20 protein-coding genes are annotated in these 23,683 nt (G+C 45.8%); 14 read left to right on the forward strand and 6 right to left on the reverse strand.

The genetic code is table 11. The annotated features are described in order from the left end of the window. Positions 1-15 precede the first annotated feature (15 nt). A complete protein-coding gene (locus LTAR_RS10900) occupies positions 16-903 on the forward strand; it encodes a DegV family protein (RefSeq protein ID WP_062422276.1) in 888 nt (295 codons plus the stop codon). 55 nt (positions 904-958) lie between these two features. Here the strand turns inward: LTAR_RS10900 and LTAR_RS10905 are convergent, their stop codons facing one another. Next, a complete protein-coding gene (locus LTAR_RS10905) occupies positions 959-1,783 on the reverse strand; it encodes a hypothetical protein (protein ID WP_062422277.1) in 825 nt (274 codons plus the stop codon). A 195-nt stretch (positions 1,784-1,978) separates the two neighbouring features. Here LTAR_RS10905 and LTAR_RS10910 point away from each other — a divergent pair, with 195 nt between their 5' ends. Together LTAR_RS10910 and lplA are read left to right on the forward strand one after the other, a co-directional pair. Next, the gene (locus LTAR_RS10910; RefSeq protein WP_062422278.1) at positions 1,979-4,204 is read left to right on the forward strand and encodes a xanthine dehydrogenase family protein molybdopterin-binding subunit; all 2,226 of its coding nucleotides are present in this window, start codon (positions 1,979-1,981) and stop codon (positions 4,202-4,204) included. Between the two features lie 370 nt (positions 4,205-4,574). Next, a complete protein-coding gene (gene lplA / locus LTAR_RS10920; RefSeq protein WP_062422280.1) occupies positions 4,575-5,567 on the forward strand; it encodes a lipoate--protein ligase in 993 nt (330 codons plus the stop codon). A gap of 94 nt (positions 5,568-5,661) precedes the next feature. On the opposite strand, the gene LTAR_RS10925 is transcribed toward lplA, so the two are convergent. Genes LTAR_RS10925 through LTAR_RS10935 form a run of 3 tightly spaced genes read right to left on the reverse strand, consistent with a single transcriptional unit; the run spans position 5,662 to position 8,062 of the window. After that, positions 5,662-6,396: an ABC transporter permease gene (locus LTAR_RS10925; RefSeq protein ID WP_062422281.1), complete on the reverse strand. Its 735-nt coding sequence runs from the start codon at positions 6,394-6,396 to the stop codon at positions 5,662-5,664. Positions 6,397-6,398: 2 nt separating this feature from the next. Further along, positions 6,399-7,133 carry an ABC transporter permease gene (locus LTAR_RS10930; RefSeq protein ID WP_201775979.1) on the reverse strand — a complete coding sequence of 245 codons (735 nt, stop codon included), beginning with the start codon at positions 7,131-7,133 and terminating at the stop codon, positions 6,399-6,401. Positions 7,134-7,147: 14 nt separating this feature from the next. Continuing rightward, on the reverse strand, positions 7,148-8,062 hold the full coding sequence (locus tag LTAR_RS10935; RefSeq protein WP_062422283.1) for an ABC transporter ATP-binding protein: 915 nt from the start codon (positions 8,060-8,062) through the stop codon (positions 7,148-7,150). A 140-nt stretch (positions 8,063-8,202) separates the two neighbouring features. Between LTAR_RS10935 and LTAR_RS10940 the strand changes: the two genes are divergently transcribed. The 3 genes from LTAR_RS10940 to LTAR_RS10950 all read left to right on the forward strand — a co-directional run bounded on the left by LTAR_RS10940 (position 8,203) and on the right by LTAR_RS10950 (position 11,483). Continuing rightward, the gene (locus tag LTAR_RS10940) at positions 8,203-8,922 is read left to right on the forward strand and encodes a response regulator transcription factor (protein ID WP_062422654.1); all 720 of its coding nucleotides are present in this window, start codon (positions 8,203-8,205) and stop codon (positions 8,920-8,922) included. Next, positions 8,919-10,289, forward strand: a complete 1,371-nt coding sequence (locus LTAR_RS10945; protein ID WP_062422284.1) for a sensor histidine kinase — start codon at positions 8,919-8,921, stop codon at positions 10,287-10,289. Before LTAR_RS10940 ends, LTAR_RS10945 begins: the two co-directional genes overlap by 4 nt. A gap of 84 nt (positions 10,290-10,373) precedes the next feature. After that, a complete protein-coding gene (locus LTAR_RS10950) occupies positions 10,374-11,483 on the forward strand; it encodes a carbohydrate kinase family protein (RefSeq protein ID WP_062422285.1) in 1,110 nt (369 codons plus the stop codon). A 77-nt stretch (positions 11,484-11,560) separates the two neighbouring features. On the opposite strand, the gene LTAR_RS10955 is transcribed toward LTAR_RS10950, so the two are convergent. Next, positions 11,561-12,733, reverse strand: coding sequence for an iron-containing alcohol dehydrogenase (locus LTAR_RS10955; protein WP_062422286.1), 1,173 nt, complete (start codon positions 12,731-12,733; stop codon positions 11,561-11,563). Between the two features lie 34 nt (positions 12,734-12,767). Continuing rightward, positions 12,768-13,835, reverse strand: a complete 1,068-nt coding sequence (locus LTAR_RS10960; protein ID WP_062422287.1) for a LacI family DNA-binding transcriptional regulator — start codon at positions 13,833-13,835, stop codon at positions 12,768-12,770. A 182-nt stretch (positions 13,836-14,017) separates the two neighbouring features. On the opposite strand from LTAR_RS10960, the gene LTAR_RS10965 reads away from it, so the two are divergent. The 8 genes from LTAR_RS10965 (at position 14,018) to LTAR_RS11000 (ending at position 23,659) form a co-directional block, all read left to right on the forward strand. Then, positions 14,018-14,992 carry a hypothetical protein gene (locus LTAR_RS10965; protein ID WP_062422288.1) on the forward strand — a complete coding sequence of 325 codons (975 nt, stop codon included), beginning with the start codon at positions 14,018-14,020 and terminating at the stop codon, positions 14,990-14,992. A 31-nt stretch (positions 14,993-15,023) separates the two neighbouring features. Continuing rightward, complete coding sequence (locus tag LTAR_RS10970; protein ID WP_062422289.1) at positions 15,024-17,618, forward strand: LuxR C-terminal-related transcriptional regulator; 2,595 nt, start codon at positions 15,024-15,026, stop codon at positions 17,616-17,618. Between the two features lie 106 nt (positions 17,619-17,724). Next, positions 17,725-18,675, forward strand: a complete 951-nt coding sequence (locus tag LTAR_RS10975; RefSeq protein WP_062422290.1) for a ketopantoate reductase family protein — start codon at positions 17,725-17,727, stop codon at positions 18,673-18,675. 6 nt (positions 18,676-18,681) lie between these two features. Next, positions 18,682-19,629 (forward strand): ketopantoate reductase family protein, encoded by a 948-nt coding sequence (locus tag LTAR_RS10980; protein WP_062422291.1) that lies wholly within the window; start codon positions 18,682-18,684, stop codon positions 19,627-19,629. Positions 19,630-19,884: 255 nt separating this feature from the next. Beyond that, on the forward strand, positions 19,885-20,385 hold the full coding sequence (locus LTAR_RS10985; RefSeq protein ID WP_062422292.1) for a hypothetical protein: 501 nt from the start codon (positions 19,885-19,887) through the stop codon (positions 20,383-20,385). 79 nt (positions 20,386-20,464) lie between these two features. Next, positions 20,465-21,346 (forward strand): alpha/beta fold hydrolase, encoded by an 882-nt coding sequence (locus tag LTAR_RS10990; protein WP_062422293.1) that lies wholly within the window; start codon positions 20,465-20,467, stop codon positions 21,344-21,346. Between the two features lie 476 nt (positions 21,347-21,822). After that, complete coding sequence (locus LTAR_RS10995) at positions 21,823-22,920, forward strand: ABC transporter substrate-binding protein (RefSeq protein ID WP_062422294.1); 1,098 nt, start codon at positions 21,823-21,825, stop codon at positions 22,918-22,920. 211 nt (positions 22,921-23,131) lie between these two features. Continuing rightward, complete coding sequence (locus LTAR_RS11000; protein ID WP_062422295.1) at positions 23,132-23,659, forward strand: PadR family transcriptional regulator; 528 nt, start codon at positions 23,132-23,134, stop codon at positions 23,657-23,659. The last annotated feature ends 24 nt before the right edge of the window (positions 23,660-23,683 follow it).

Below are 23,683 nucleotides of genomic sequence, written 5' to 3' on the forward strand. Positions count from 1 at the left end.
TCTGGAGTTATAACTATGTCTGATTACGTTATTACCTGTTGCTCTACAGCAGATTTGCCCCTGGAATACATGAACAAGAGACATATTCCTTACGTGTGTTTCCATTTCACAATGAATGGTAAAGAATACCCCGATGACCTGGGACAAACCATTCCATTCGATACGTTTTATGCAGAAATTGCCGCAGGTGCTTTGCCAACCACTTCACAGGTAAATGTCAATCAATTTATCGATTTTTTTGAACCCTTCCTAAAACAGGAAAAGGATATCCTGCATATTTCACTTTCCTCCGGGCTGTCCGGTTCTTTCAATTCAGCTGTTCTCGCCAGCAAACAACTCCAACAGAAATACCCCAATAGAAACATCAAAATTATTGATTCACTGGGAGCTTCCTCTGGTTACGGCCTTCTGGTTGACAGTGCAAAAGACAGGCAGGAAACCGGCTCTTCACTTGAAGATGTATACAATTGGGTGGAAGAAAACAAATTAAGAATACACCACTGGTTTTTCTCAACCGATCTGACCCACTATAAACGCGGAGGCAGGATTTCAGCCACCTCGGCCATCGTGGGCGGTTTGTTGAACATATGCCCATTGATGAATATGGATAATCTCGGAAGATTGATTCCTCGTGAGAAGATCAGGGGGAAGAAACGCGTTATTCAAGAGATTGTTCAGAAAATGGAAGAACATGCCCAGAATGGATTGGATTATTCCGGCAAGTGTTTTATTTCCAATTCTGCCTGCTTTGAAGATGCCCGCATGGTGGCCGACCTGGTTGAAGCGAGATTTCCGCATCTGAACGGAAAAGTGATGATTAATAGTGTCGGCACCGTCATTGGCGCGCATACCGGTCCGGGCACCGTCGCACTGTTCTTTTTCGGAGATGAACGGGTAAATTAATCTGTCTCTTTTTCGATTGACATCTGGGAAGGTTTCTTCTCCCGGATTTCTACTATCAATCCGCCAGATCAGATGCCTGCGGCCAATCGAATTTCAGATACCGGGTGTATCCGTGTTTTTCGACCCCGTATAACCTTGCCCACGATGGCTCTTTGCATCCGGGTTCATCCTCTACTTTGACTGTGTTCTGATACGCCCCCACCGGAACAAAAGTCAATCTGCCCGCCCGGCAAACCCAGGTTTCCAGCAGATAGGCTTCCTGCTCCGAGCTGTCCCCCGCCTTCAATTTTAGCGGTGACCAGGAAACGGTGACCGTATTACCGTTCCGTTCTGCCCGGGCAAATGTCAATGCACTGTAGTACGGCGACCAGGGTAATTTGATATCTAATGGATCAATCGGTTTAACAGTCTGGATTTCTCCCTGTACATCCATAAATTCAAGGTTCATCCAGCACGGGTTATTTCCGCCAATGGCCTGAACTTCGATATACCCGGTATCTGGTAAATATCCGATGATATCCAATCGGTTTCCTTTTAACAGACCGTATTTATACAGATACGCTTTTGATGGCCCGTAATAACAATTTACATGCTCCTGGTTGACAATCCCGCGCAAGATCGTATATGTTGGTTCGGGTGTGATGGTACTGGTTTCTGTGGGAAGGGGTGTTGTCGTATGTGTCGACGTGACCGTTTCTGTTGGCCCGGCTGTTATTGGCATTACCGCAGTCGAAGTCATTTTCGGGGGAATGATCGCCACAGTTAATGAAGCTGCCGGCGGCGGAGTATCGCTGTTACCGGCATTATTCTGGCCTGCCATGCAGGCACAAAAAATCAAAGAAAGAAGCAGAAAAATGATATGCCGCAGATCAGTCTGCATAGATTCATTCTAGCATACCTGAAAACTGCTCAAATCTCCGGAATTTTTTCGACTGAAAAGGTTAACTCTATCCATTCAATGGGAGAAAAAATTTAGAGATAATATAATTATCATGCAGGCCCATTTCAGATGTAGTTCCACTCCCTTATCGTCACAACAAATCAACCCATTACCAGATGATCGGATGAAAACAACATGAACTATATTGGTCAATCAGTTCCCCGGGTGGATGCAATAGCAAAGGTTAAAGGTGAAGCCGTTTTTGCCTCTGACATGGTGATGCCCGGACAGACATATTTAAAAATGCTCATGGCCCACCGTCCACATGCCATTGTCAGGCGTGTGGATACTTCAAAGGCAGAGGCGTTATCTGGTGTCATCACAGTTCTTACTTCGGTGGATGTTCCCAATAATGAGTTCGGTTACTACACCTATGATCAGCCGGTGCTATGCGGACCCAGCAGTAAACTGTACGCTGATCGAGTCCGTTTTATTGGTGACCGGGTGGCTGCCGTGGTGGCAGAAACAGAAGAAATTGCTGCTGAAGCCTGCCATCTGATCGAGGTGGACTATGAAGACCTTCCGGTTGTCTGTGATGTGGAAGAGGCCATGAAACCGGATGCCCCCCGCATCCATCCTGACCTGGACAGCAATGTTTTCAGCCATCACAAACTCTACAATGGCGATATCGAAGAAGGTTTTCGCCAGGCAGATGTGATCGTCGAGTCGGTGTTGAATACCCCTGCACAGGAACATGCCTTTTTACAGACCGAAAGCGGTTTGTCGTACATGGATGAAGAAGGGCGTCTGGCGGTGGTGACCACCGGCCAATGGGGTGTAAAAGATCGCAAACAGATAGCCCACGCGCTTGACCTGGCAGAAGATCAGGTTCGGGTGATCTATCCGATGACCGGCGGTGCCTTCGGCGGCCGTGAAGATATTTCTGTGCAGATCATTGTGGCCCTGGCCGCCCTAAAACTTCATAAAATGGGGAACCCCCGGCCGGTCAAAGTTGTCTGGAACCGCGAAGAATCGATCATCGGGCATTGCAAACGTCATCCTTTCCGATTCTTCACCCGATGGGGTGCCACAAAAGACGGGAAGATTGTTGCCGCCGAGGTCAAAATGCTGGCCGACGGCGGCGCCTATAAATTCACCACCAGCATTGTAGCCAGTAATGCAGTGATCAATTCCCTTGGACCATATGAAATCCCCAATGTGAAGGTGGATGCGTATGATATTTACACAAACACAGTCCCACGGGGTGCCTTCCGCGGCTTTGGCGGTCCACAGGCTGTCTACTGCGCTGAACAGATGGTGAATAAACTGGCCGCTGCTTTGAATATGGATCCGGTGGAATTGCGTATGCGGAATCTGGCAAAAGAAGGTTCTCTGCAAACTATTGGAGCCCCCTATCCTCCCGGTGTGACCATCCGCGAGGTGACTGAAGCCTGCGCACGCGAAGCCGGATGGCAAACATCTTCCATCGGGTGGACAAATGACCGCACCGGGAACAAAGTCAATCCAGTCAACACGAATCTCCGCCGCGGCGTGGGATTGGCCTGTGCTCATAAAAATGTCGGTTTTTCATACGGGTATCCAGAGAATTGCACCATTGGCATAGACCTGTACGGCCAGACGGAAATCGAGAAGGCTGTCATTCATCACGGTGCCAGTGAAGTGGGCATGGGAGCACATACGGTGATCACCCAGATGGCCGCCGATGCGTTGGGCATACCCATGGAAAAGATCGAACTGGTTTCCACAGATACAGCCCGCGTGAAAGACTCTGGTTCGGTATCAGCTTCACGCATGACCTTCTTTATCGGCAATGCCATTAAAGAAGGTGCAGAAAAAGCTCTTGAACTATGGGCACATGAAGAGCGCCCTGTGCACCTGGAGCATACCTATTGGCCGCATCAGACGACAGCACCAGATCCTGAAACCGGACAATGCGACCCGAATGTGTCATACGGGTACACAGCTCAGGCAGTGGAAGTTCTGGTGGATATGGAAACCGGCCAGGTGAAAATTGAAAAAATCCATTGCGCCATCGATGTGGGCAAAGCTATTAATCCCCAGCAGGTGACCGGGCAAATTGAAGGCGGATTGGTGCAGTCTGTCGGGTATGCCGTGATGGAAAACTTTGTGGAAAAGGATGGACAGGTGCTCACTCGAAACCTGTCAACCTACCTGGTACCAACAGTGCTGGATATCCCGGATGTCATGAATATCAAAGTTTTGGAAATCCCTGATCCACGCGGACCCTGGGGAGCACGCGGGCTCGGTGAGGTTATGAACATGTGCCTGGCTCCCGCCGTTTCAGCCGCCGTCCATGATGCCACCGGTATCTGGTTTGACCATTTCCCGTTGATTCCTGAAGAGATCCTGATCGGTATTAACAAGCTGCCAAAGAAATAACCTGATACATCCAATGGGAAAGAATTAATATCCATGCCTATATGGTGTGGATCATGGTTCTTGCGATGAAACTGTTTCGCAAGCCAATCCAGGCACCATAAAATTTCTCCTTATTTTCGCAAGGTACATAAACAAAACCGACTATCCGGTCCAAACATACCAGGGTATCAGTTTGGCATACTGTGATATTGACACTTCACTGGAGGGTAAACCGGGCTACCTCTGGTGAGAACCAGTGTCGTGATTCTGGGTTATTTCATTTATATATCAGAGAAATTTGGAGGCTTGGACAAACCATCCACTCACCTCAGCTTTTTCGATATACTTCAAATACCAAATCGAACCAAACCGGACGAAAGGATTGAACCGAATGATTTATCTGGAGACCAATTCTCTTGATCCCACGTACAACCTGGCGATGGAAGAAGCCGCCCAGGAATGGGACCAGCCGGAAGATATTATGATGCTCTGGCAAAATAAAAACGCCATCATAGTTGGCCGGTACCAGAATGCCGAAAAAGAGATCAACTTTAAAGCCGCCCGGGAATTGAATGTGCAGGTAGTGCGGCGGTCAACCGGCGGCGGAACCGTTTATCACGACCTGGGCAATTTGAATTATTCCTTTATCCGTCCGATTGACTATCAAAAGAAATTAGATCTGACCACATTATCCAAACCCATGGAGGAGGCACTGAACCTCATGGGTATTCCTGCACTTGCCCAGGGCAGAAATGATATTACGCTGGACGGAAAGAAAATTTCGGGTACCGCCCAGCGAATACATTGCAGGCGTCTTCTTCATCACGGTACATTGCTCTTTGATGCCAACCTTGAAGTGCTGCAGAGTGTACTCAATGTTGATCCATCAAAAATCATATCAAAGGGGATTTCTTCCGTCCGCAGCCGGGTGACAAATATCAAAGAACATGTTTCTCCCGAAAAATACCCGGATATGGCTTCCTTCTGGCAGGCCTTGATCTTGGCCTTTTCAAAAGAAGGTCCGTTGACCCGTATGGATCCGCCCGAGCATCTGATTGAAAAAGCGAAGATGCTGCAGGAGACAAAATACCAGACGTGGGAATGGAACTTTGGGAAAGCACCGGCATTTACATACAGCAACAGCAAACGTTTTCCCGGTGGGAACCTTGAAATCGATGTCAATGTTGAAAATGGCCTGATCACCGCCTGTCGAATTTGCGGTGATTTTCTTGGATTGGTGGAATTGGATGATCTGGAAAATGCACTGGTGGGTTGCCGGTATGAGTCTGCTGCGATTCAGGCCAATCTCAGCAGACTTGACCTCCCGCTTTATATTGGCAGCATTACTGAAGCGGATTTCATCTCCTGCCTGTTTGAACGATAATCAGTATCATTTCTTCTAGGGTAGATTGAGAGCAGTCCATTCAACAAGATGATGGACTGCTCTTTTTATCCAATTGATAAAATTGCTCTCTTCATTATCCGGTTACGACATCTCTATTTCTCATCCAGAGAACAGCGGCGATCGAAAAAACCGCAATATAAAGAACACTATTGATCACCAATTGTTCCGCATTGCAGGCTAATACGCCATCAGGATTATTCGCACGCATCCCAATGCTGTAAAGTGAAAAGGGCAACCAGGCTCCAAGACCCCGGGCAAAAGCCATCAGCCCGATTATTCCACCGGCAAATGCTGCCGCCACCGGAACAGCAAAACTTCGGATGATAAGTGAAAGGAAAAGTTGAAGAGCACAAATCGCCATTCCTCCCAACAGGCCAGATACCAACCATTCAACCAGTTTTAGGGGCAACGGTCCGGTCAACCCTGCCAGCCTACCTGAGACAATAAACAACAGACCAATCCAGACATGTGTCAGAACCAGAATGATAGTAACAATGAGTAACTTGGAAACGAAGATCAATCCAACAGGAACAGGCGAGGTCATCACTGTATTCCAATTATGGTTGGCATGCTCCAGACGCATCAGGTATGAACAATAGATCCCGATGATCGCAGGCATGAAAAAATAACAGGTAAAAAGTGTATGCTGTGTCCAGAGGCTGTACCATTTATCCTGAAGTATTTCAATATTCTGGATGTAATTATACGTACCCATTATCGCCGGAATAATTGGAATAAAGATGAATGCCAACCAGATCGAGCTGCGATGTAATTTTATAAGTTCAACCTTCATTAATCGATAGAACATATCTACACTTCCTTCCTGATGAACAGGTAACGGCCCAAAAAATAAATCATGAAAAAGAGTAGTATAAGCAAACCGTATCCAAACCAATTTACCGGCTGCCAGTACAAAGTAGCCATGTTGGTCGTCTTATCCCAATCCATTCCAACCGGCATTAATACACCATAGTAGCTCCACAAGAGAAGATACTGGAATTCCCTTGGCAGAAAAAGTGAAAACAACCCTGCAAAACTTCCTAGCAGTCCAACAGTTAATGACACCAGTTGATTTGACCATAACAATGAAAGAACCTGCTGCAACAACAAAATAGTAAGGCTCACAAATGTGCATGAAAGGAAATAATCGAGAAACCGGGAAACAGGAAAACTGTCAGTAAACCGGCCGATATAACCTAACAATAAAATTCCGATGAGCTGTAAAAGTATCGCCGAGAAGATATATACAGTACTCGATAGGAATTTCATATCGAATAATTTTCCGGCAGGTTGCAATGTACGGATAAGTCGGAACGTTTGACCTTTATGTTCCATATCACAAAGCCTTGAAGCTATCACGGCAGTTAATACCGGCATAATGATCGAATTTAATAAGGGATTCTGATAAAGACAATACATCCAACCCTGTGCCAGATCCGTCTCATCCATCCGGGAGAGGTTCCAAAATCCCCAGATCAACTGAAGCCCGACCATGGCACCTACCACAAGCCAGATCCACTTACGGCGATTCTTGAAAAGTTCCAAAAATAGATCCCGTATCATAAACTCACCGCCGTTCCAGTTAATTCAAGGAAAATGTCTTCCAGACTCTTTTTTCGTTCTTCAAGACGAACAAGACCAACCTGTCTGGATATTAAGAACGTAACAAAATGAGCCAGCATTTCATCATCCAATTTCGGGAGTAATAGAAAACCGTCCGATTCCTCGTATCGAATCCCCTTTTCTTGGAGAATTGCTTCTACACTTCGATTGTTAATCGTCCGTAAAGCAATTTTCTGCTGACTCCTCTCATGCAAAGCCATCATGCTTTCCTGAAAAATCAATTCTCCTTTGTTGATGATGCCTACAAAGGTTGACATCTGGTCAATTTCACTCAATAGATGGCTTGAGACAAGAACAGTCATCCCATACTCGATTGGTAAAGACCGAATCAAATCGCGGATCTCTTGAATGCCAGCAGGATCAAGCCCGTTGGTTGGCTCATCCAGAATAAGCATCTTTGGACTACCCAGTAATGCAAATGCCAGCCCGAGCCGCTGGCGCATACCCAGCGAATATTGACCCACTAACTTTTTCCGATGATTTTCTAATCGGACAATATGAAGAACCCGATCAATTTCTTTCTCGGGTACTTCTTTTAGGGTTTGGACAATTCGTAGATTTTCTTCTCCCGTTAAATGGCTGTAATAACTGGGGGCTTCAACCAAAGCCCCAATATTTTTGAGTATATCTATTCTGTTTTGCCTGTTTACCTCACAACCAAAGACACGGATACTTCCAGCCGTTGGCTTTACCAAGCCTAAAAGCATTTTTATTGTGGTCGTTTTACCGGCTCCATTTGGGCCAAGAAATCCGTAAACCGATCCGACAGGAACCGCCAGATCAAGGTCTTTCACCCGCAATATGTCATTGTATTTTTTGCAAAGGCCGGTAGTTTGTATAACCATATCCATAATCACGCTCCTTGAAATTTATACAGGAGTATAGTGATCGCCCCCAACAATAACCTGAATTTGATCTTACATTTACCTTAATTCTTTTATGTTGAATGAAAAATGCAGCGATTTCATGTATGATGGTGCAGGAGTTGGATATGGAAGATATTTATCAAAGCCGATTATTAATCGTGGATGATGAACCGGAATTACGGAAAATGCTGAAAGACATACTTCAGAAAGATGGCTTCCTCAGGATTTTTTCCGCTGCCACCTGCCAGCAAGCAAGACAGGTATTCAACCAGGAACATCCGGATGCCATCATCCTGGACGTTATCTTGCCGGATGGCGACGGGTTTTCATTATTTCGTGAATTCAGGTCGGTTTCTCCCATACCGGTTTTATTCCTCTCGGCGCGTGATGAAGATGAAGACCGCCTTTTGGGGCTTGGTCTGGGAGCCGATGATTACATTACAAAACCCTTCCTTCCCCGTGAGTTAATGTTGCGGCTAAAGACTATTCTCAATCGGGTCTACTTTCCTTTTGTACCCAAGCAAGAGGTCAAGCCGGTATTTCAACTTGGGGATACGGTGATCGATTTGAACAAGGGAACGGTAACCAGAGGTGACAACTCAACTACCCTGACAGCTAAAGAGTTCGCTTTGCTGGAAAAGCTGTATGAAAATCACGGACGGATCGTTACGGGAGACAGCCTTTGCCGGGCTGCCTGGGGAGATAATCTGTACAGTTATGAAAATACATTAATGGTCCATATTCGGCGGCTGCGTGAAAAAATCGAATTTAACCCTTCGCAGCCAAGATATTTATTAACAATCAGGGGGTTGGGATATAAGCTGGTTTCTGGTGAAGATATATGAAAAGTGGATTGAAAATTTTCACCCGTTACGTTTCATCGGCAGCGGGGATAGCCCTGGTTCTGGTGATCGTGAATTTTATGCTCGTTTTTTTCTGGCTTGTTAGAACCAGAAATGATTCTCCTGTGCGGTTGAACCTCGCCGAGATTTCCGAATCAATTATCCGAACAAACCAGGGTTTCCAGATATCTTCAGACGGAGAAAAAGCCTTTAAGGATATGTATGTCTGGGGGATGCTCTTGGATGATTCTGGAAAGGTCATTTGGAGCAAAAATATTCCCCAGGATTTTCCATCATCCTTTACGGTTAAGGAAGTTGCCAGTTTTTCCCGATGGTATTACCGAAATTACCCTACGTACGTCTGGGATCATCCAGATGGACTTCTTGTGGTGGGTCGTCCGCCGAATAGCACATGGAAACATGCCATAGAAATGCCGGTTGATACGATGGGCTATATGCCCATCTGGATTGGAATGGTTTTTCTCATTAATGCCTTTGTTGCCTTATTTCTGGCTCTTGTTTTAGGGTGGCGCATGTTTAAATCCATCAATCCATTGCTTGATGGGATAAAAAAGCTATCTACATTACAGCCTCTTTCCCTTAAGACCGGCGGCCTTCTGGGTGATCTGGCTGATAAACTTAATCAAACGTCAAAACAACTGATCCAACAGGAAGAAGCTCTGAAAAAAAGAGACACCGCCCGAACAAATTGGATCTCAGGCATTTCTCACGATATCCGCACACCGTTAAGTATGGTGATGGGATATGCCAGTCAGTTGGAGGAAAACACATCTCTATCCGAAGAAAACCAAAACAAGGCTGGTATCATCCGCCGACAAAGTGAAAAGATCAAAAAACTGGTCAATGATTTGAACCTGGCATCAAAACTTGAATACGATATGCAGCCATTGCGGATGACGAAAGTGCAACCAGCAGAATTAGTTCGACAGGTTGTGGCAGATAAACTCAATAACGGTTTGCCAGCCATCTTCTCCATTCAATTGGATATCACAGAAAAAGCACAAACTGAGAATATTTCCGGTGACGAAGCACTGATACAGCGCGCCGTTTTGAACCTGTTGGATAATTGTGTCCAACACAATCCTGATGGATGTTCTATTGACATTCAATTGGATGTTGACAGGTCATCGTACACGATTATAGTGACGGATGATGGTAAAGGATGCCAGGACAAGCAACTATCTGTATCAGAAGAATCCGAAAACGTTGATTATTATCCAGAAAAAGGTCTGGGGTTGACCATTGTTCATCAAATTATGAAGTCCCACAGAGGGACCTTCATCTTGAAATCTCAACAGAATCAGGGATGTTCGGCGATTTTGCAATTTCCGAAGCAAGAATCAGAGTGATACACGTATAACTACAGGAGACTATTCAGTATACTTATACCCATATTGATTTCATAATTCTTATTGTCACAAAGGTGCAGCACAATGATAGAAGCCGTCGTAGCCGGTCATCTATGTCTGGATATCATCCCCGATCTTTCATCCTTAACACCCGGTCAATTTGACGCCTCTTTCCTGCCCGGCCGATTGGTTCAATGCGGGGCAGCCCGTCTGTCCACCGGCGGGGCGGTTGCCAATACCGGCATTGCCCTCCACCGGTTGGGTATTGATACCCGTCTGATCGCCGGGATGGGTGACGACCCTCTGGGAATGCTACTGCGCCAGTGCGTTAATGCTCAGGGAGAAGGCCTGGGGAAAGATCTGCTCGTAAAAGCAGGATCCAGTACATCGTATTCCATTGTGATCAGTCCACCGGGAACAGACAGGCGGTTTTTGCATAATCCGGGCGCTAATGATGATTTCAGCGATCAAGATGTAAACATGGATCTGGTAAAGGATGCCCGGTTATTTCATTTCGGTTACCCGCCGGTAATGGCCCGGATGTACTCTGACGAAGGCCGGCAGCTTCAATCCCTCTTCCGGCGAGTAAAAGATGCCGGGTTGACCACGTCACTTGATATGACCTTCCCGGATCCCGATTCCCCCGCAGGAAAAGCTGACTGGGTGACGATTTTGAAAAATGTCCTCCCCTATGTGGATGTTTTTGTCCCCAGTTTTGATGAAATTGCCTTCATGCTCTGGAAGAAGATGGATATCCCCTTGAGCCGCGAGAAGTTGGCAGAGATCAGCGGTCAATTACTTTCGATGGGTGCCCGCATGGTGATGATCAAATTGGGCAACCGGGGTCTGTATCTTCACTGCGGCAGTCGATCTTCCCTCAATGGCATGGGGAAAGCCGCTCCCAATAAATTGTATCAATGGGCTGATTTTGAAGCCTGGCTTCCTTGTTATTCTGTTGAAGTGGTGGGGACAACCGGTTCGGGCGATGTAACCATTGCCGGATTCCTGGCCAGTCTTCTGCGCGGCTTGACTCCTGTCGATGCCCTGAATACTGCCCTGGCTGTGGGTGCCTGCTGCGTTGAAGCCGCCGATGCCTTGAGTGGTATTCTCCCCTGGGATAAAACACTGGAACGAATAAACGCAGGTTGGAATAGAAGGATTGAACCAGATCAATTTCTGCCTTTACAGCAGTAAATAGCTATTCTCTTCATTTAATAATTATTGGAACGCCGGTGGGAAATCACCGGCGTTCCACAATTGGACACAGAGAATTACTTCTCTGCCAGACGCAGTATTTCACGGATGGCATTTCGATCCAACGGAACAAAATTGCCTACCGTATGGGTATTTCCATTGGTGCACTTATCCGCCATCTCATCAATCCGATCATCTTTGATTCCCAGGTCAGCCAGGCGGGTTCCCAGTCCCATAGATTTGGAGAATGCTTCCAAACGAGCAATTCCCTGCAGAGCAACGGCTTCGGGGTTGAACACATCCATATCTACATTCCAAACCCGAACAGCCCACTGGGCAAATCGGTTGACATCATGATGCCACACGTATTTCATCCACGCCGGGAAAACTACCGCCAGACCGGCGCCGTGGGCAACATCATAGATACCGCTGATTTCATGCTCAATATCATGCGAAGCCCAATCCCCGATTCGGCCAGTATTCAACAGGTTATTATGGGCAATCGTTCCCGCCCACATGATTTCTGCCCAGGCATCGTAGTTCCTGGGATCTTCCAATACCAAAGGCGCCTGGTTGATCAGGGTTTTCATCGTTGCTTCAATCAGACGATCGGTAAAAGAAACATGGGGCACGTTGGTAAAGTACCGTTCCATCAGATGCGCCATGATGTCTGTGACACCACAGGCAACCTGGAATTTTGGAAGAGAAAACGCCAGTTCGGGATTCAAAATGGAAAACCGTGGGTAGAGCAATTCTGAATTGACGGAACGCTTCAACCAGCCTTCTTCGTTGGTGATAACCGTTCCGGTACTGGATTCACTCCCCGCTGCCGGAATGGTCAGCACGGTACCAACAGGCAAAGCCGATTGGGGGGCACCTTTTCCCATGTAAAAATCCCATACATTACCATCAATGACGGCACCCATAGCGATGGCCTTGGCTGAATCAATCACGCTTCCACCGCCCACAGCCAGGATCAAACCGAGCTGATTTTCTTTGGCCAGCCTGATGCCTTCCTGAACCAGGCTGAACCGCGGATTAGGCTTGACACCCCCCAATTCAATCCAGCTCACCCCGGCCTTCTTAAGGGAAGCCATCACCCTGTCGTACAGACCGGAGGATTTTATACTTCCACCTCCGTAATGCAACAGCACCTTTTTGCTGTAAAAAGCTGTTTCTTCCCCAACATGGTCTTCCATCCCCCGCCCAAAGAGGATTTTTGTAGGATTTTGGAATACGAAGTTTTCCATAATAATCACTTCTCCTTTTTCTTGAAAAGAAAGATTAATGCCCCGGCACAGAAAAACAATTTTTTCCTGATTCTTTGCACCGTGTGGTACCCCTGAAAATCAAATTGGTTTCAAGGGTGATGGTTTTTGTTCGCGGTCTCCTGCCAGCCATCATTTGACACAACATTCCAGCACTCCGCGCCCCCATCTCAAATGCCGGTTGTGAAACCGTCGAAAGCGGCGGATCAACCAGCGTTGCCAGTTCAATATCATCAAATCCGATGATTTCCACCTGTTCAGGTACTGAAATTCCGGCTTTCTTTAGAGCCCGCAGCGCACCCACGGCCATTAAATCGTTGGCTGTAAATATGGCCGTAAAAGGGAAACTGCCGAAAGAGGCAGGATGATGATTGGATAGCAGGTCTTTCGTCAAACGATAACCGCTTTCGATGGAGAAGTCGCCGTAAACAATTCTTACCGAGCTTTCAGCCAGCCCATTTTCTCTGACAATGTCTTCCACCCCATTCTGCCGGTCTCTCGATTGCGAATAATCAAGCGGTCCATTGATGAAAAGAAGCGAACTTCCAGGTTTTGATAATAAGTAGGACGCCGCCAGACGTCCACCCTGCCGGTTATCTACATACACACCAGGATATTTTGCAGGTCCTTCAATGATTCTGTCTACCAGCACATAAGGAATATTTTCATCGTCCAACAGTTCAAGCTGACAATCGCAATCTGATTCAGCGGAATCAAGGATGATTCCATCCACGCCCTTCTCAATCAACACAGTGACATATTCTTTTTCTTTAACAATGTTATGGTCAGAATTACACAAAAACAAACTGTACCCGGCTTTTTTCAATGTATCTTCTGCACCGCGAACCAGCAGAGAATAGTACGGGTTGACGATATCCGGGATGATCACACCGACTGAGGCTGATTTACCAGTGGCCAGGCAGCGCGCCAGGCTGTTCGGTTGGAATCCTGTCTCACGAACAATATCCTGAATCCGCTGGCGTGTTTCAGGACCCACCCCTTCGGGGCGGTTATTTAATACACGGGAAACCGTCGCCTTTGAAACCCCGGCCTTTCTGGCAATATCTGCAATCGTTATTTTCATATTTTCAACGTAACCGGTTTAGTAAACCGGTTACGTATATTATAGTAGGAAATTTATGTTTTTCAATCCTGAAATTTCACCTCAAAATTCAAACCTGATAGATGGTGCATTCCTTGCATCTGCCAGATGATAGAATTTAATCGACATAGAATCCGAATGACTGTCAACCGTGGGGAACCCGTATGGCTGAAGCTGAACCAACTTTTATTCAAACATTGGAAGATTTATCCCGACAGGCAGTACAGTTTGCCCGGGAGAAATTCGGGCTGGCTCTTGATTTTTCCATGACAAGCCTGCCCAAACTGGAACGGCTCCTGGATATGGCCCATCAGAGTTATCTGGCCGGAAACGTTTCAGATCAGGGGCTGGAACGTTCCGTTCAGGTTTGGGGCGCCTATTTGGGCGAAACCATGCGGCGAAATAAAGGGGGTGTCTGGAAAATTGACCGGAATCAGACAGGAGACCGGCGAATGTTTTTGCTGACCCAGGGTGTGACTGTTTATCCATTTGAACAGGTTCGCCAGAAGATCACCGGCATTCAACCTGCCATGCCAGACCGCGATGAATTACCTCAACCAGACGTCAAACCCCGAAAAGGACTCAATCCGCTGATATTTGTGTTCATTGCCATCGGGGTGCTCCTGATTACCGCAGCTGTGGGTGGTATCTGGTATTACCTGGACCAACAAAAGGCTGCCGCGGCACAGGCTCAGGCGCGGACAGCCTATGAAGCTCCCTTTCTGGAATTCTTTTCGGAATATATGGGCGAATACAATGAAGATCTGACAGATGTTCCCATAGCTGGCAAGGTTTTAGTGATTGACAAAGTTTACGGCCGGGTAGCCGCCTTGAATTACAAAATACCAGAAGAAATCAGGGCGGCCAATCCAGACGAGGTGGCCGGAATTGTCCAGCAGCACTGCTTCGGGGCGGATATCGGCGTGTATTCGGGTGAAATCGCCTACACAAACCGGATGACCTGCCGTTTATCGGTTGTAGACCTTAAAAAACACAAAGTAGTGGCCGCTCAAGATTTTATCGGCCGGCAATTGATCGAACAGGTCCGGGTGGACAAATATGGAAATCCCATCGAGGATCCATATGCCGGGATTGACCAGCAGCAGATGGTCGATTGGATTCGAGCCCGGGTGCAGTAAAGATACTCTCCCAAGGGGACATCTCTCTATTGTGAACAATACCAATGCCATAGTGCTTCTGCGATCGAAGCTTTGCCCTCCATTCAAAAAAAAAGACGAGATAGAACGGCCGCGGCTTTCTGATGCGATTTCTTCCTTGTTTTTTTATCCATTAATTCTGGTATCGGCACCTACAGGTTATGGAAAAACCACCCTGCTTTCCACATTCTTTTTCCAAAACAGGGAACATTGTGTCTGGCTATCATTGGATGAAAGAGACAATGATCCCGTTTGTTTTTGGAAAGCCTTTATCGCTTCCATAGGACAAATCTTTCCGGAGGTACAACCTGATTTAACTTTAATTCTTCCAGGAATGGGAATTGAAACGTTGACCGGCGGATTGGATATCATTCTCAATCAACTGTCCACAGACTACAATTCTCTGATATTAATTCTTGATAATTTTCAACATATTGAAAATCCGGCCATTCTAAACGGCCTTGATTATTTAATTCAACATGCGCCACCTCAGTTTCATCTAGTAATCTCTACTCAAAAGAACCCGGCGCTCTCCCTTAACCGGTTGAAAACAAAAAATCAGCTTTTTGAAATCACTACCAGGGATCTCGCATTTAGTGAAAATGAGGTTTACAAGTTACTTAAAGATCAATGTTTTTCTGAAAATATAGATGACCTTGTTACACAAATCATGGCTGTTTCCAAAGGATGGCCAGCCGGAATTCGGTTACTCATTCATGCCCTGCAACAATCTCCTGATTTTCACAACTCATTAAATAAAAGCCAGGAAGTGGCAATTGATTTTTTAACGGAAGAAGTTCTTCATCCTCTTGACAGGGAGCTTACAGATTTTGCCAAAGAGGTTTCCGTGTTGGATTCGTTTACTTCCGAATCAGCAACCGCCTTAACCGGCAGGAAAAATGTGCAACAAATAATCCGGCAAATGCAGGAATCGAATCTTTTTTTGGAACAATCAGGAGACCAATACCAATTTCATCCTTTTTTTCGTGAGGCAGTGAACAGAAATCGGCCAGCAGACCTTACCATTATGTTGCACAAAAAAGCAGCGGATTGGTATTCAGCAACCCACGATCTGGATAAAGCTATTCAACATGCTCTGAAAGCACAGGATTGGTTATTAGGTATTAATCTAATCCTACAAATTAGTAAGGAAAAGCTGTGCAATGGTGAAATCCACACGTTAGAATCCTGGCTTCTGGCAATTCCAGAAGAATTCCGCAACCAGAATTTTAGTCTTCAGGTGTTACTTGGATGGGTTTGGTTCATTCTAGGCAAAATCCCCGAAACAATGGCATTGTTCCCTGTCCTGGAACAAACGGAACCGGTTGGTGATAGTCCTGATGTCGGTCTTTGGTACGGGTTGCAATGTCAGCTTGCATTGCTTCATGAAAACAATCTTCTTGCGCTTAAACTTGCTCAAAAGGCTCTAGAGCAAATACCTCAAGACCTATCATTCTTTCGTGGATTAATCCTTCATTCATTGGGGTCAGCGCAACAAGCTCTGGCTGATTCCAATGGTGCCATTCATGCTTTCACCGAATCAGTGGAAACCAACCTGTACACTGGAAATAAATTAATAGCCATTTTCTCGTTGGTCAGCCTCGGGTTGGAATTGAATGAACAAGTACGATTAAGCGAAGCAAGGTTAGTTTGCGAGGAGAAACTGGATGAAATCATCCCTCCAGAAAAACAATCAGACCCATTAACCGGGTTGGTCGATCTGCTATTCACACGATTCTACTGGGAAACAAACGAACTTCAGGAGGCAGAAAAATTTCTTTCTTCCAGTGCCATGAAACTGGATCAATTGGGTATACCGGGTTTCCAGATATCATGTGAGATGATTCGAGTGTATTTATTGATGGCCCAAGAGAAATACAGCGAAGCCCTTCAACTGGCGAATCGTTACCGCTTAAGAACACAATCGCAAGAGTACATCGGATACCACCAAATTTTCAGTATGCTGAGAGCAGAAATTTATCTTCGCATGGGTCGAATGGCCGATGTAGCCAATTGGCTGGAAAAGGCTTCCCTGTCATCCTCTCCCTGGGATGATCCGGCACGTGAGATGGAATACCTTCTTCGAGCCCGTTATCTTCTTGAGACTGGTTCATTGGATGATTGCGAGCACCAGCTTCAAGTGTTAGAAATATTTGGACGTAAAACTTCGCATTTGCGTCTGACAGCCGCCATATTGCTGACCCGTGCTGTATTAGAGTGGAAGAAGGGTGATCTCGGAGCTGTCCAACATTTTTTAGAGGAATCTCTCACCATTGTAGGATCGGAACGATACATCCGACTATTTCTGGATTTCGGTGGCCCCCTGATGGGTTTATTAGCCCAATTACCGAAAGCACCACGGGAAATTCGTTACCTTTTCAAACCACCTGGTGACAAGATTCTTTCTCATACAGTAGAGATCCTTACATCACGCGAGTTGGATGTTTTGAGACTCATGGCAGAGAATTGTACGAATCGAGAAATAGCTTCCACCCTTGTTCTTTCCAATGAAACCGTTAAGGTACATGTCAAACACATATTCCAAAAACTTAGTGTTTCTGACCGCCGTCAGGCGGTTCGCCAGGCGCGCAAACTAAATCTGATCTAATTTACTCCTTCAGAATACCCCTGCATATACCACCTTCCGGGTGATGTGCCGTATCCCATCTGTCTGTACCATTTGAACTATCAAATGACAACATATGGAGAACGGAATGAAGATATTGATTGTAGGCAAAGGAATTATTGGAACAATATATGGCTGGGCGCTAACAGAAGCTGGAGTTGAAGTCACACACATGGTGCGACCCGGTTCACAGGCTGTCCCTGAACAGACTGTGAAATTGGATGTTCTGGACGAACGAAAAGGACACAAGTCAGAAAATCAAACGTATTACACAATGAGTTGTGTAGATAACATCACACCGGAAGATGGATTCGATTGGATCATTGTTCCGGTCAATGCAGGTCAACTGGAAAGCGTTCTCTCTATGCTGGCTCCAGTCTCAGGTAATGCCTGCTTCTTCACCATGACATCAAATTGGAATGGCACCGAGCTCATTGACCAATACCTTCCAAGGAATCGCTATATACTGGGATATGCCGATGGGGGTGGAACCATTCGTAATGGTGTTTACTGGACCAACCTGGGTGCCGAAGTGCATCTGGGTAAGGTTGAGGGGACAGATTTCAATAAGTTGGATCAGATTAAAACTCTATTTGAGAAAGCAGATATGAAACCAGATATTCAGCCAGAAATGCTTCACTGGTTATGGGTTCATAATGCCTCAGCCACTGCTTTTGCTGCCGGATTTGCCTATCAAAAAGAAATGCTGAAATTTCTCAAAAATACTCCCATGATGCGTACCTGTATAGAAGCCACCCGTGAATTGTTGAGCATGTGTGAGAAACGAGGTGCCAATTTGAAGGATTATCCTGAAATTTCCTTCATGGGATGGCCTGATTGGCTGGTGATTGCTGCTATGCGTTGGTTGTATACAACCAATAAGAGCATGCAACGATATACCGCCCATGCTGCTTCGGACGGAAGTCTGGAGGAGACCCGGTTGAATTACCAATTAATGATGAAAACTGCCAAGGAAATGAATCTAAATACTCCTGCGTTGAAAAAACTGGGTGAATTTGTTGAGTGTAAGAAAAATTGAGGAAGAATGAAAATATTGATCGTTGGTGCAGGTGTGATTGGCAGTATTTACGGATATCTATTGAGCCAGTCTGGAAACGATTTAACCCATTATGTGCGTTCTGGTAAAAAACAGAATTTTGTCAATGGACTACCCATAAGGTTACTGGATGGACGTAAGAAAAATCCGCGAGATGAAGATGTAGTTTATCACCTGAATGTAACGGAAGAATTCAATGAAAATGCACCTTATGACTTGATCATTGTCAGCGTGAGGCACTATCAGCTCAAATCAGTATTACCTCTTTTGAAAGAAAACGCCGGAGATACAGACATTCTGTTCTTCAATGGGATCTGGGGAGGTCTTGAACAGGTGGATGCTTATCTGCCTCGATCACAATATCTGTGGGGATTTCCCGTTGCTGGCGGTGGTTTTTGTGACGGCCGGTTAGATGCAGCCGTGCTGGATGAAATCCGACTTGGGGAAATGAATGGACAGATAACTCCACGGTTGGAAAGAATTAGTCAATTGTTTACGCAAGCTGGATTAAAAGTTGACAGCCGGCCCAACATCCAACACTGGCTATGGGTACATTTTGCCATCAATTGCGGAATTATCGGTGCGGCATTTAAAGCCGGGGGTGCAAAAGAATTATTAAACAGCATTTCCAACCTTCGATTAGGGATTCTCGCTGGACGTGAAGCGTTGGGGGTTTGTGAAGCACTGGGAGTTGATACGCACTCTTTTGAAGATGCCCGATCCTTTTATATGGCAGCGATACCTGGAGCCGTCGCTGTCTGGTGGATGATGAAAACCAATGCCCCTGCTCGCAAGATTATGGAACGGCATTCTGCGGTGGATGAATTACAAATCATGTATTATGATCTTCTTCAATCTGCCAGACAATTAAATATTTCGATGCGCGTCTATGAATCTTTCAAGCCTTTTGTTGACCATCCTAAAATAAAAATCTGAAATAAGTCAAACAGTCGGAGGATTTAAAGTTATTCCAATCATCCAGCTGTTTTTTCAGAAAATCAAAATTCATAAGAAAAATCGATTAGAAGATCCTGTAAATTACATGAATCTATCCAACAATCAGATGGAATAAAGCGAAAAATTACCAATCACCAAAGCTGGTTAGCTGGCCAGATCATAAAGGTTTTTTCTTACATACTTGAATGCTAAAATGAAAGTCGTAATAACCATAAGCCTCTGACGAGGTCGCGCATGGATGAGAAATTTACCCCTTATGGACAGTCACCGCAGGAACTTGCCAGACGAGCGGTAGAGATTGCCCGTAAAGACTATGGCATCACCCTCGACTTCTCCCGGCAATCTTTAAGAGATCTGAACAGGCTGCTGGATCGTGCCCACAGTCTGATCACTTCGCCGGCATATGCCGGAAAAGTACCCGATCGAACCATTCAGGTGTGGGGAGCCTACCTGGGCGAAACCATCCGGCGGGAGAATAATGGCATATGGACGGAGAATCCAGCAGCCAGCGAGTATCGTCAATATTCGATCAATACGCCTACCGGGAACATCTTTCCCATGGAGCAGGTCTACCTGCGAGTGGTGGAAGGGAAAAAGAATAATCTTAAAGCCGCCATTATTGAACCGCCCACTCGAAAAGCCGGTTCAAACCGAAAGGTAATCTTTCTGGTTGTAATTTTTGGTTTGATGATGCTCATTGCCAGTTCCTATTCGTTGTTTTTTCATTTGTTTTAAGTTGAACCTGGCTTTGGAGTAGAATCGGGCATGTCGTGAACACAATATCCATAGAACAAATCATTGAGGCCATAATTTCATGACCAGACGCCGGTTTGCTTTCAATAGAGAGACGATACAACTGGATGATTCCGAAAGAGCCTCCATTCCAGGCAGCTTTATAAAACTTACAGATGGGTACACGTGGTATGAGCAAGCCGGTCCCATTAACGGGAAACCGGTAATTTTTATTAACGGCTTTTCTGTTCCTCATTACCTGTGGGAGCATACCTTTCAACCGCTGGCAGATGCCGGTTTCCGAACATTGCGCTTCGATCATTTTGGCCGAGGCTGGTCTGACCGGCCGGATGTGGTATACGGACCAGATCTGTTTGACCGGCAGATTGTTGACCTTCTGCAAGCGCTTCATATCGAAACACCGGTCAATCTGGTGGGGTCTTCCATGGGTGGGCTGGTGGCCAGCATTTTTGCCAACCGCCACCCAGACCTGGTGGATCGTCTGGCGCTGATCGACCCGGCCGGTATGATGAATCTGCCGGTCTATCTGCAATCACTGTTACTGACCCCCATTCTGGGTGAATTGATACTGGCTTTATCCGGTCATCGCACCCTGCCTTCTGGCATGGCCGGCGATCTGCTTTATCCCGAACGATTTCCACAATATGTATCAGATTATCTACCGCAGATGCAGATTGAAGGTTTTCGGCGGGCAATCCTTTCAACTCTCCGCACACGTATATTGTTCAACAGTCGATCTGTCTATGAGCAATTAGGGCAGGCTGATATTCCTACCCTGCTGTTATGGGGTCGGTTCGACCAGACCATTCCCTTGACTATTGGCGAGGAAGTGCACAAATTGCTTCCACAGGCAAACTGGCGGGTGATCGAAGATGCCGGCCATGTGCCGCATTATGAACGGCCGGAACTGGTCAATGAGATGCTGATAGAATTCATAAAATAAAACCTCATAAAGCCAATTTCATTGGAATTTTTAACCAATCAGGCCCTACCGGGTATGTAATGATACGTGTTTGAGAAAATTAATCAGGGTGAGGCGATCTTAATCGATGGATTGGTCCTGATAATCAAGAAAACAAGCTGGTCCTGGGAATGTGTGCGCATGGCAACCTGAGCTATTGGGTCTGGCATGTGGTCGGGTTAAGCCGTTATTCCTGACTGGGATAAAAAATCTATAACGAATAACATCTTCCACATCAACATCATGTCGGTACTTTCGGGAGGCCCGGAATCTATTAAATGATATAGGGGGATTGGATAGAACAGGTTCCATATCCATTCATTCATCTTTTCCATTAATTATGCAGAAAAAACAACTATTTATGCTAGAATATGAATACTCAATGATTGAGTATTCATATTTTGATTATGTTCGGTAATAATCAGTTAAACTCGAATTATCTGGAAGGAGAAATTCTGATGCGTTCAATGTTGGTTTCTCTCGTATTAACATTTCTATTCATCTTTAATTCTGCATTTCTACCATCTGCCAGTATCGCGCCATCAGTAACACATGATTCCGGTATTACTATTACAGATGCGCTTGGCCGCAGTGTCACCCTGTCCGGAACCCCTAAACGGATTGTTCTTGCCGGTAAAGCGCTCTTCATGATTGCCGATGCGATCTACACCTTCCCCGAAGCCGGCAAAAATATCGTTTCATTGGGTTCCACCGCCCAGGGAAGCGGCAATTTCATACCCTTAATTGACCCGACCTTTAAGGACAAGATTACCCTTGAAAGCAATGCTGGAGCTGAACAGATTGCTGCCACCAAACCAGATTGCGTGATTCTTAAAAGCAGTAATAAATCTACACTGGGTGACCCGCTTGAGCAGTTAAACATCCCTGTCGTCTATCTTGATTTCGAGACCGCCGATCAATATGCCCGCGACATGAAAACTTTGGGGCAGATTTTCCAGAATCCGGATCGGGCAGAGAAAATCATGGCGTATTACACCGGTAAGGTTGAATCCGTTACAAAGGTTATCTCCAACCTGAAGGATGATCAAAAACCAAAGACCCTGCTTCTCTATTATTCTGAGAAAGACGGAGCTGTTTCCTTTAATGTGCCGCCGCTTGGCTGGATGCAGACCTACATCGTACAGACAGCCGGTGGTCAACCGGTATGGAAAGATGCCAATCCATCTAAAGGCTGGACAAAGGTAAACCTGGAACAGGTGGCTGCCTGGAATCCAGACGTAATTTTTGTTGTGGCATATGCCACCCCTGTAGATGAAGCTGTAAAAACACTTAAGGCCGATACACAGTGGCAGGGGTTGAAAGCCGTAAAAGATAACAAAGTCTATGGTTTTGCCACCGACATCTACAGTTGGGATCAGCCGGATACCCGCTGGATCCTCGGTCTGGAATGGGCCGCCACAAAACTGCACCCCGATCTGTTCAAGGACCTGGATATTATTAAGGAATCCAAAGAATTTTACAAAGAACTGTATGGTATGGAAGATGCCGCCTACACAAAGGATATCCAACCCACATTGAAGGGTGATGTGAAATAAATAGAAGTTAAAAATGAGCCTGCCAGGAAGATCCGGCAGGCTCATTTTTATACCGATTCGAAATTTCAAGTAGAACCAGTACCAGGTCTGATAACAACATACAAAACGGTTGTCTACAGGAAAGAAATAATTTTTTACATGAAAGAATAAGGTGAAAGTTGTATTGACAAAATCAATTATACAAGCTAGAATATTCAATATTGAGGTTATAATGTCAGTCAGGTTGGTACTTTTAGGACTTCTTCATGACCGCCCGCTCTATGGGTACGAAATAAAGCAAATTATTGAAGAGCATATGGGTGATTGGACATCTATTGCATTCGGTTCGATCTACTTTGCTCTCGATAAACTGGCGGAAGAAGGATTCGTCGAAAAAATAGCCACAGAACAAACAGGAGGACGGCCATCCCGCAGTGTTTACCAGATCACATCTACCGGAAACACAGAATTTTTACGTCTGCTCCGTGAAAGCTGGCAGAATACCGAACAGCAATATTTTGAGATTGATATCTGTCTATTTTTTCTTGACCGCCTAAGCCGGGAAGAAGTGGTGGGGTATTTGCAGGAGAGATTAAAGAAATTGGAGCACTCGCTTCATTATCTGACTGGACATGAAGAAGAGCAACTGACGAACCCTCAAGTTCCACCTCAAGCCAGGGCTATTTTCAGTCACACCCGCTTTCATCTTCAATCTGAATATGAATGGACCCGAAATGTTTTACAAAGTCTACAGAAGTAATTTTTTTTATTTTATATTCTAGCT

This window comes from Leptolinea tardivitalis (genome assembly GCF_001050275.1).
Lineage (GTDB): Bacteria > Chloroflexota > Anaerolineae > Anaerolineales > Anaerolineaceae > Leptolinea > Leptolinea tardivitalis.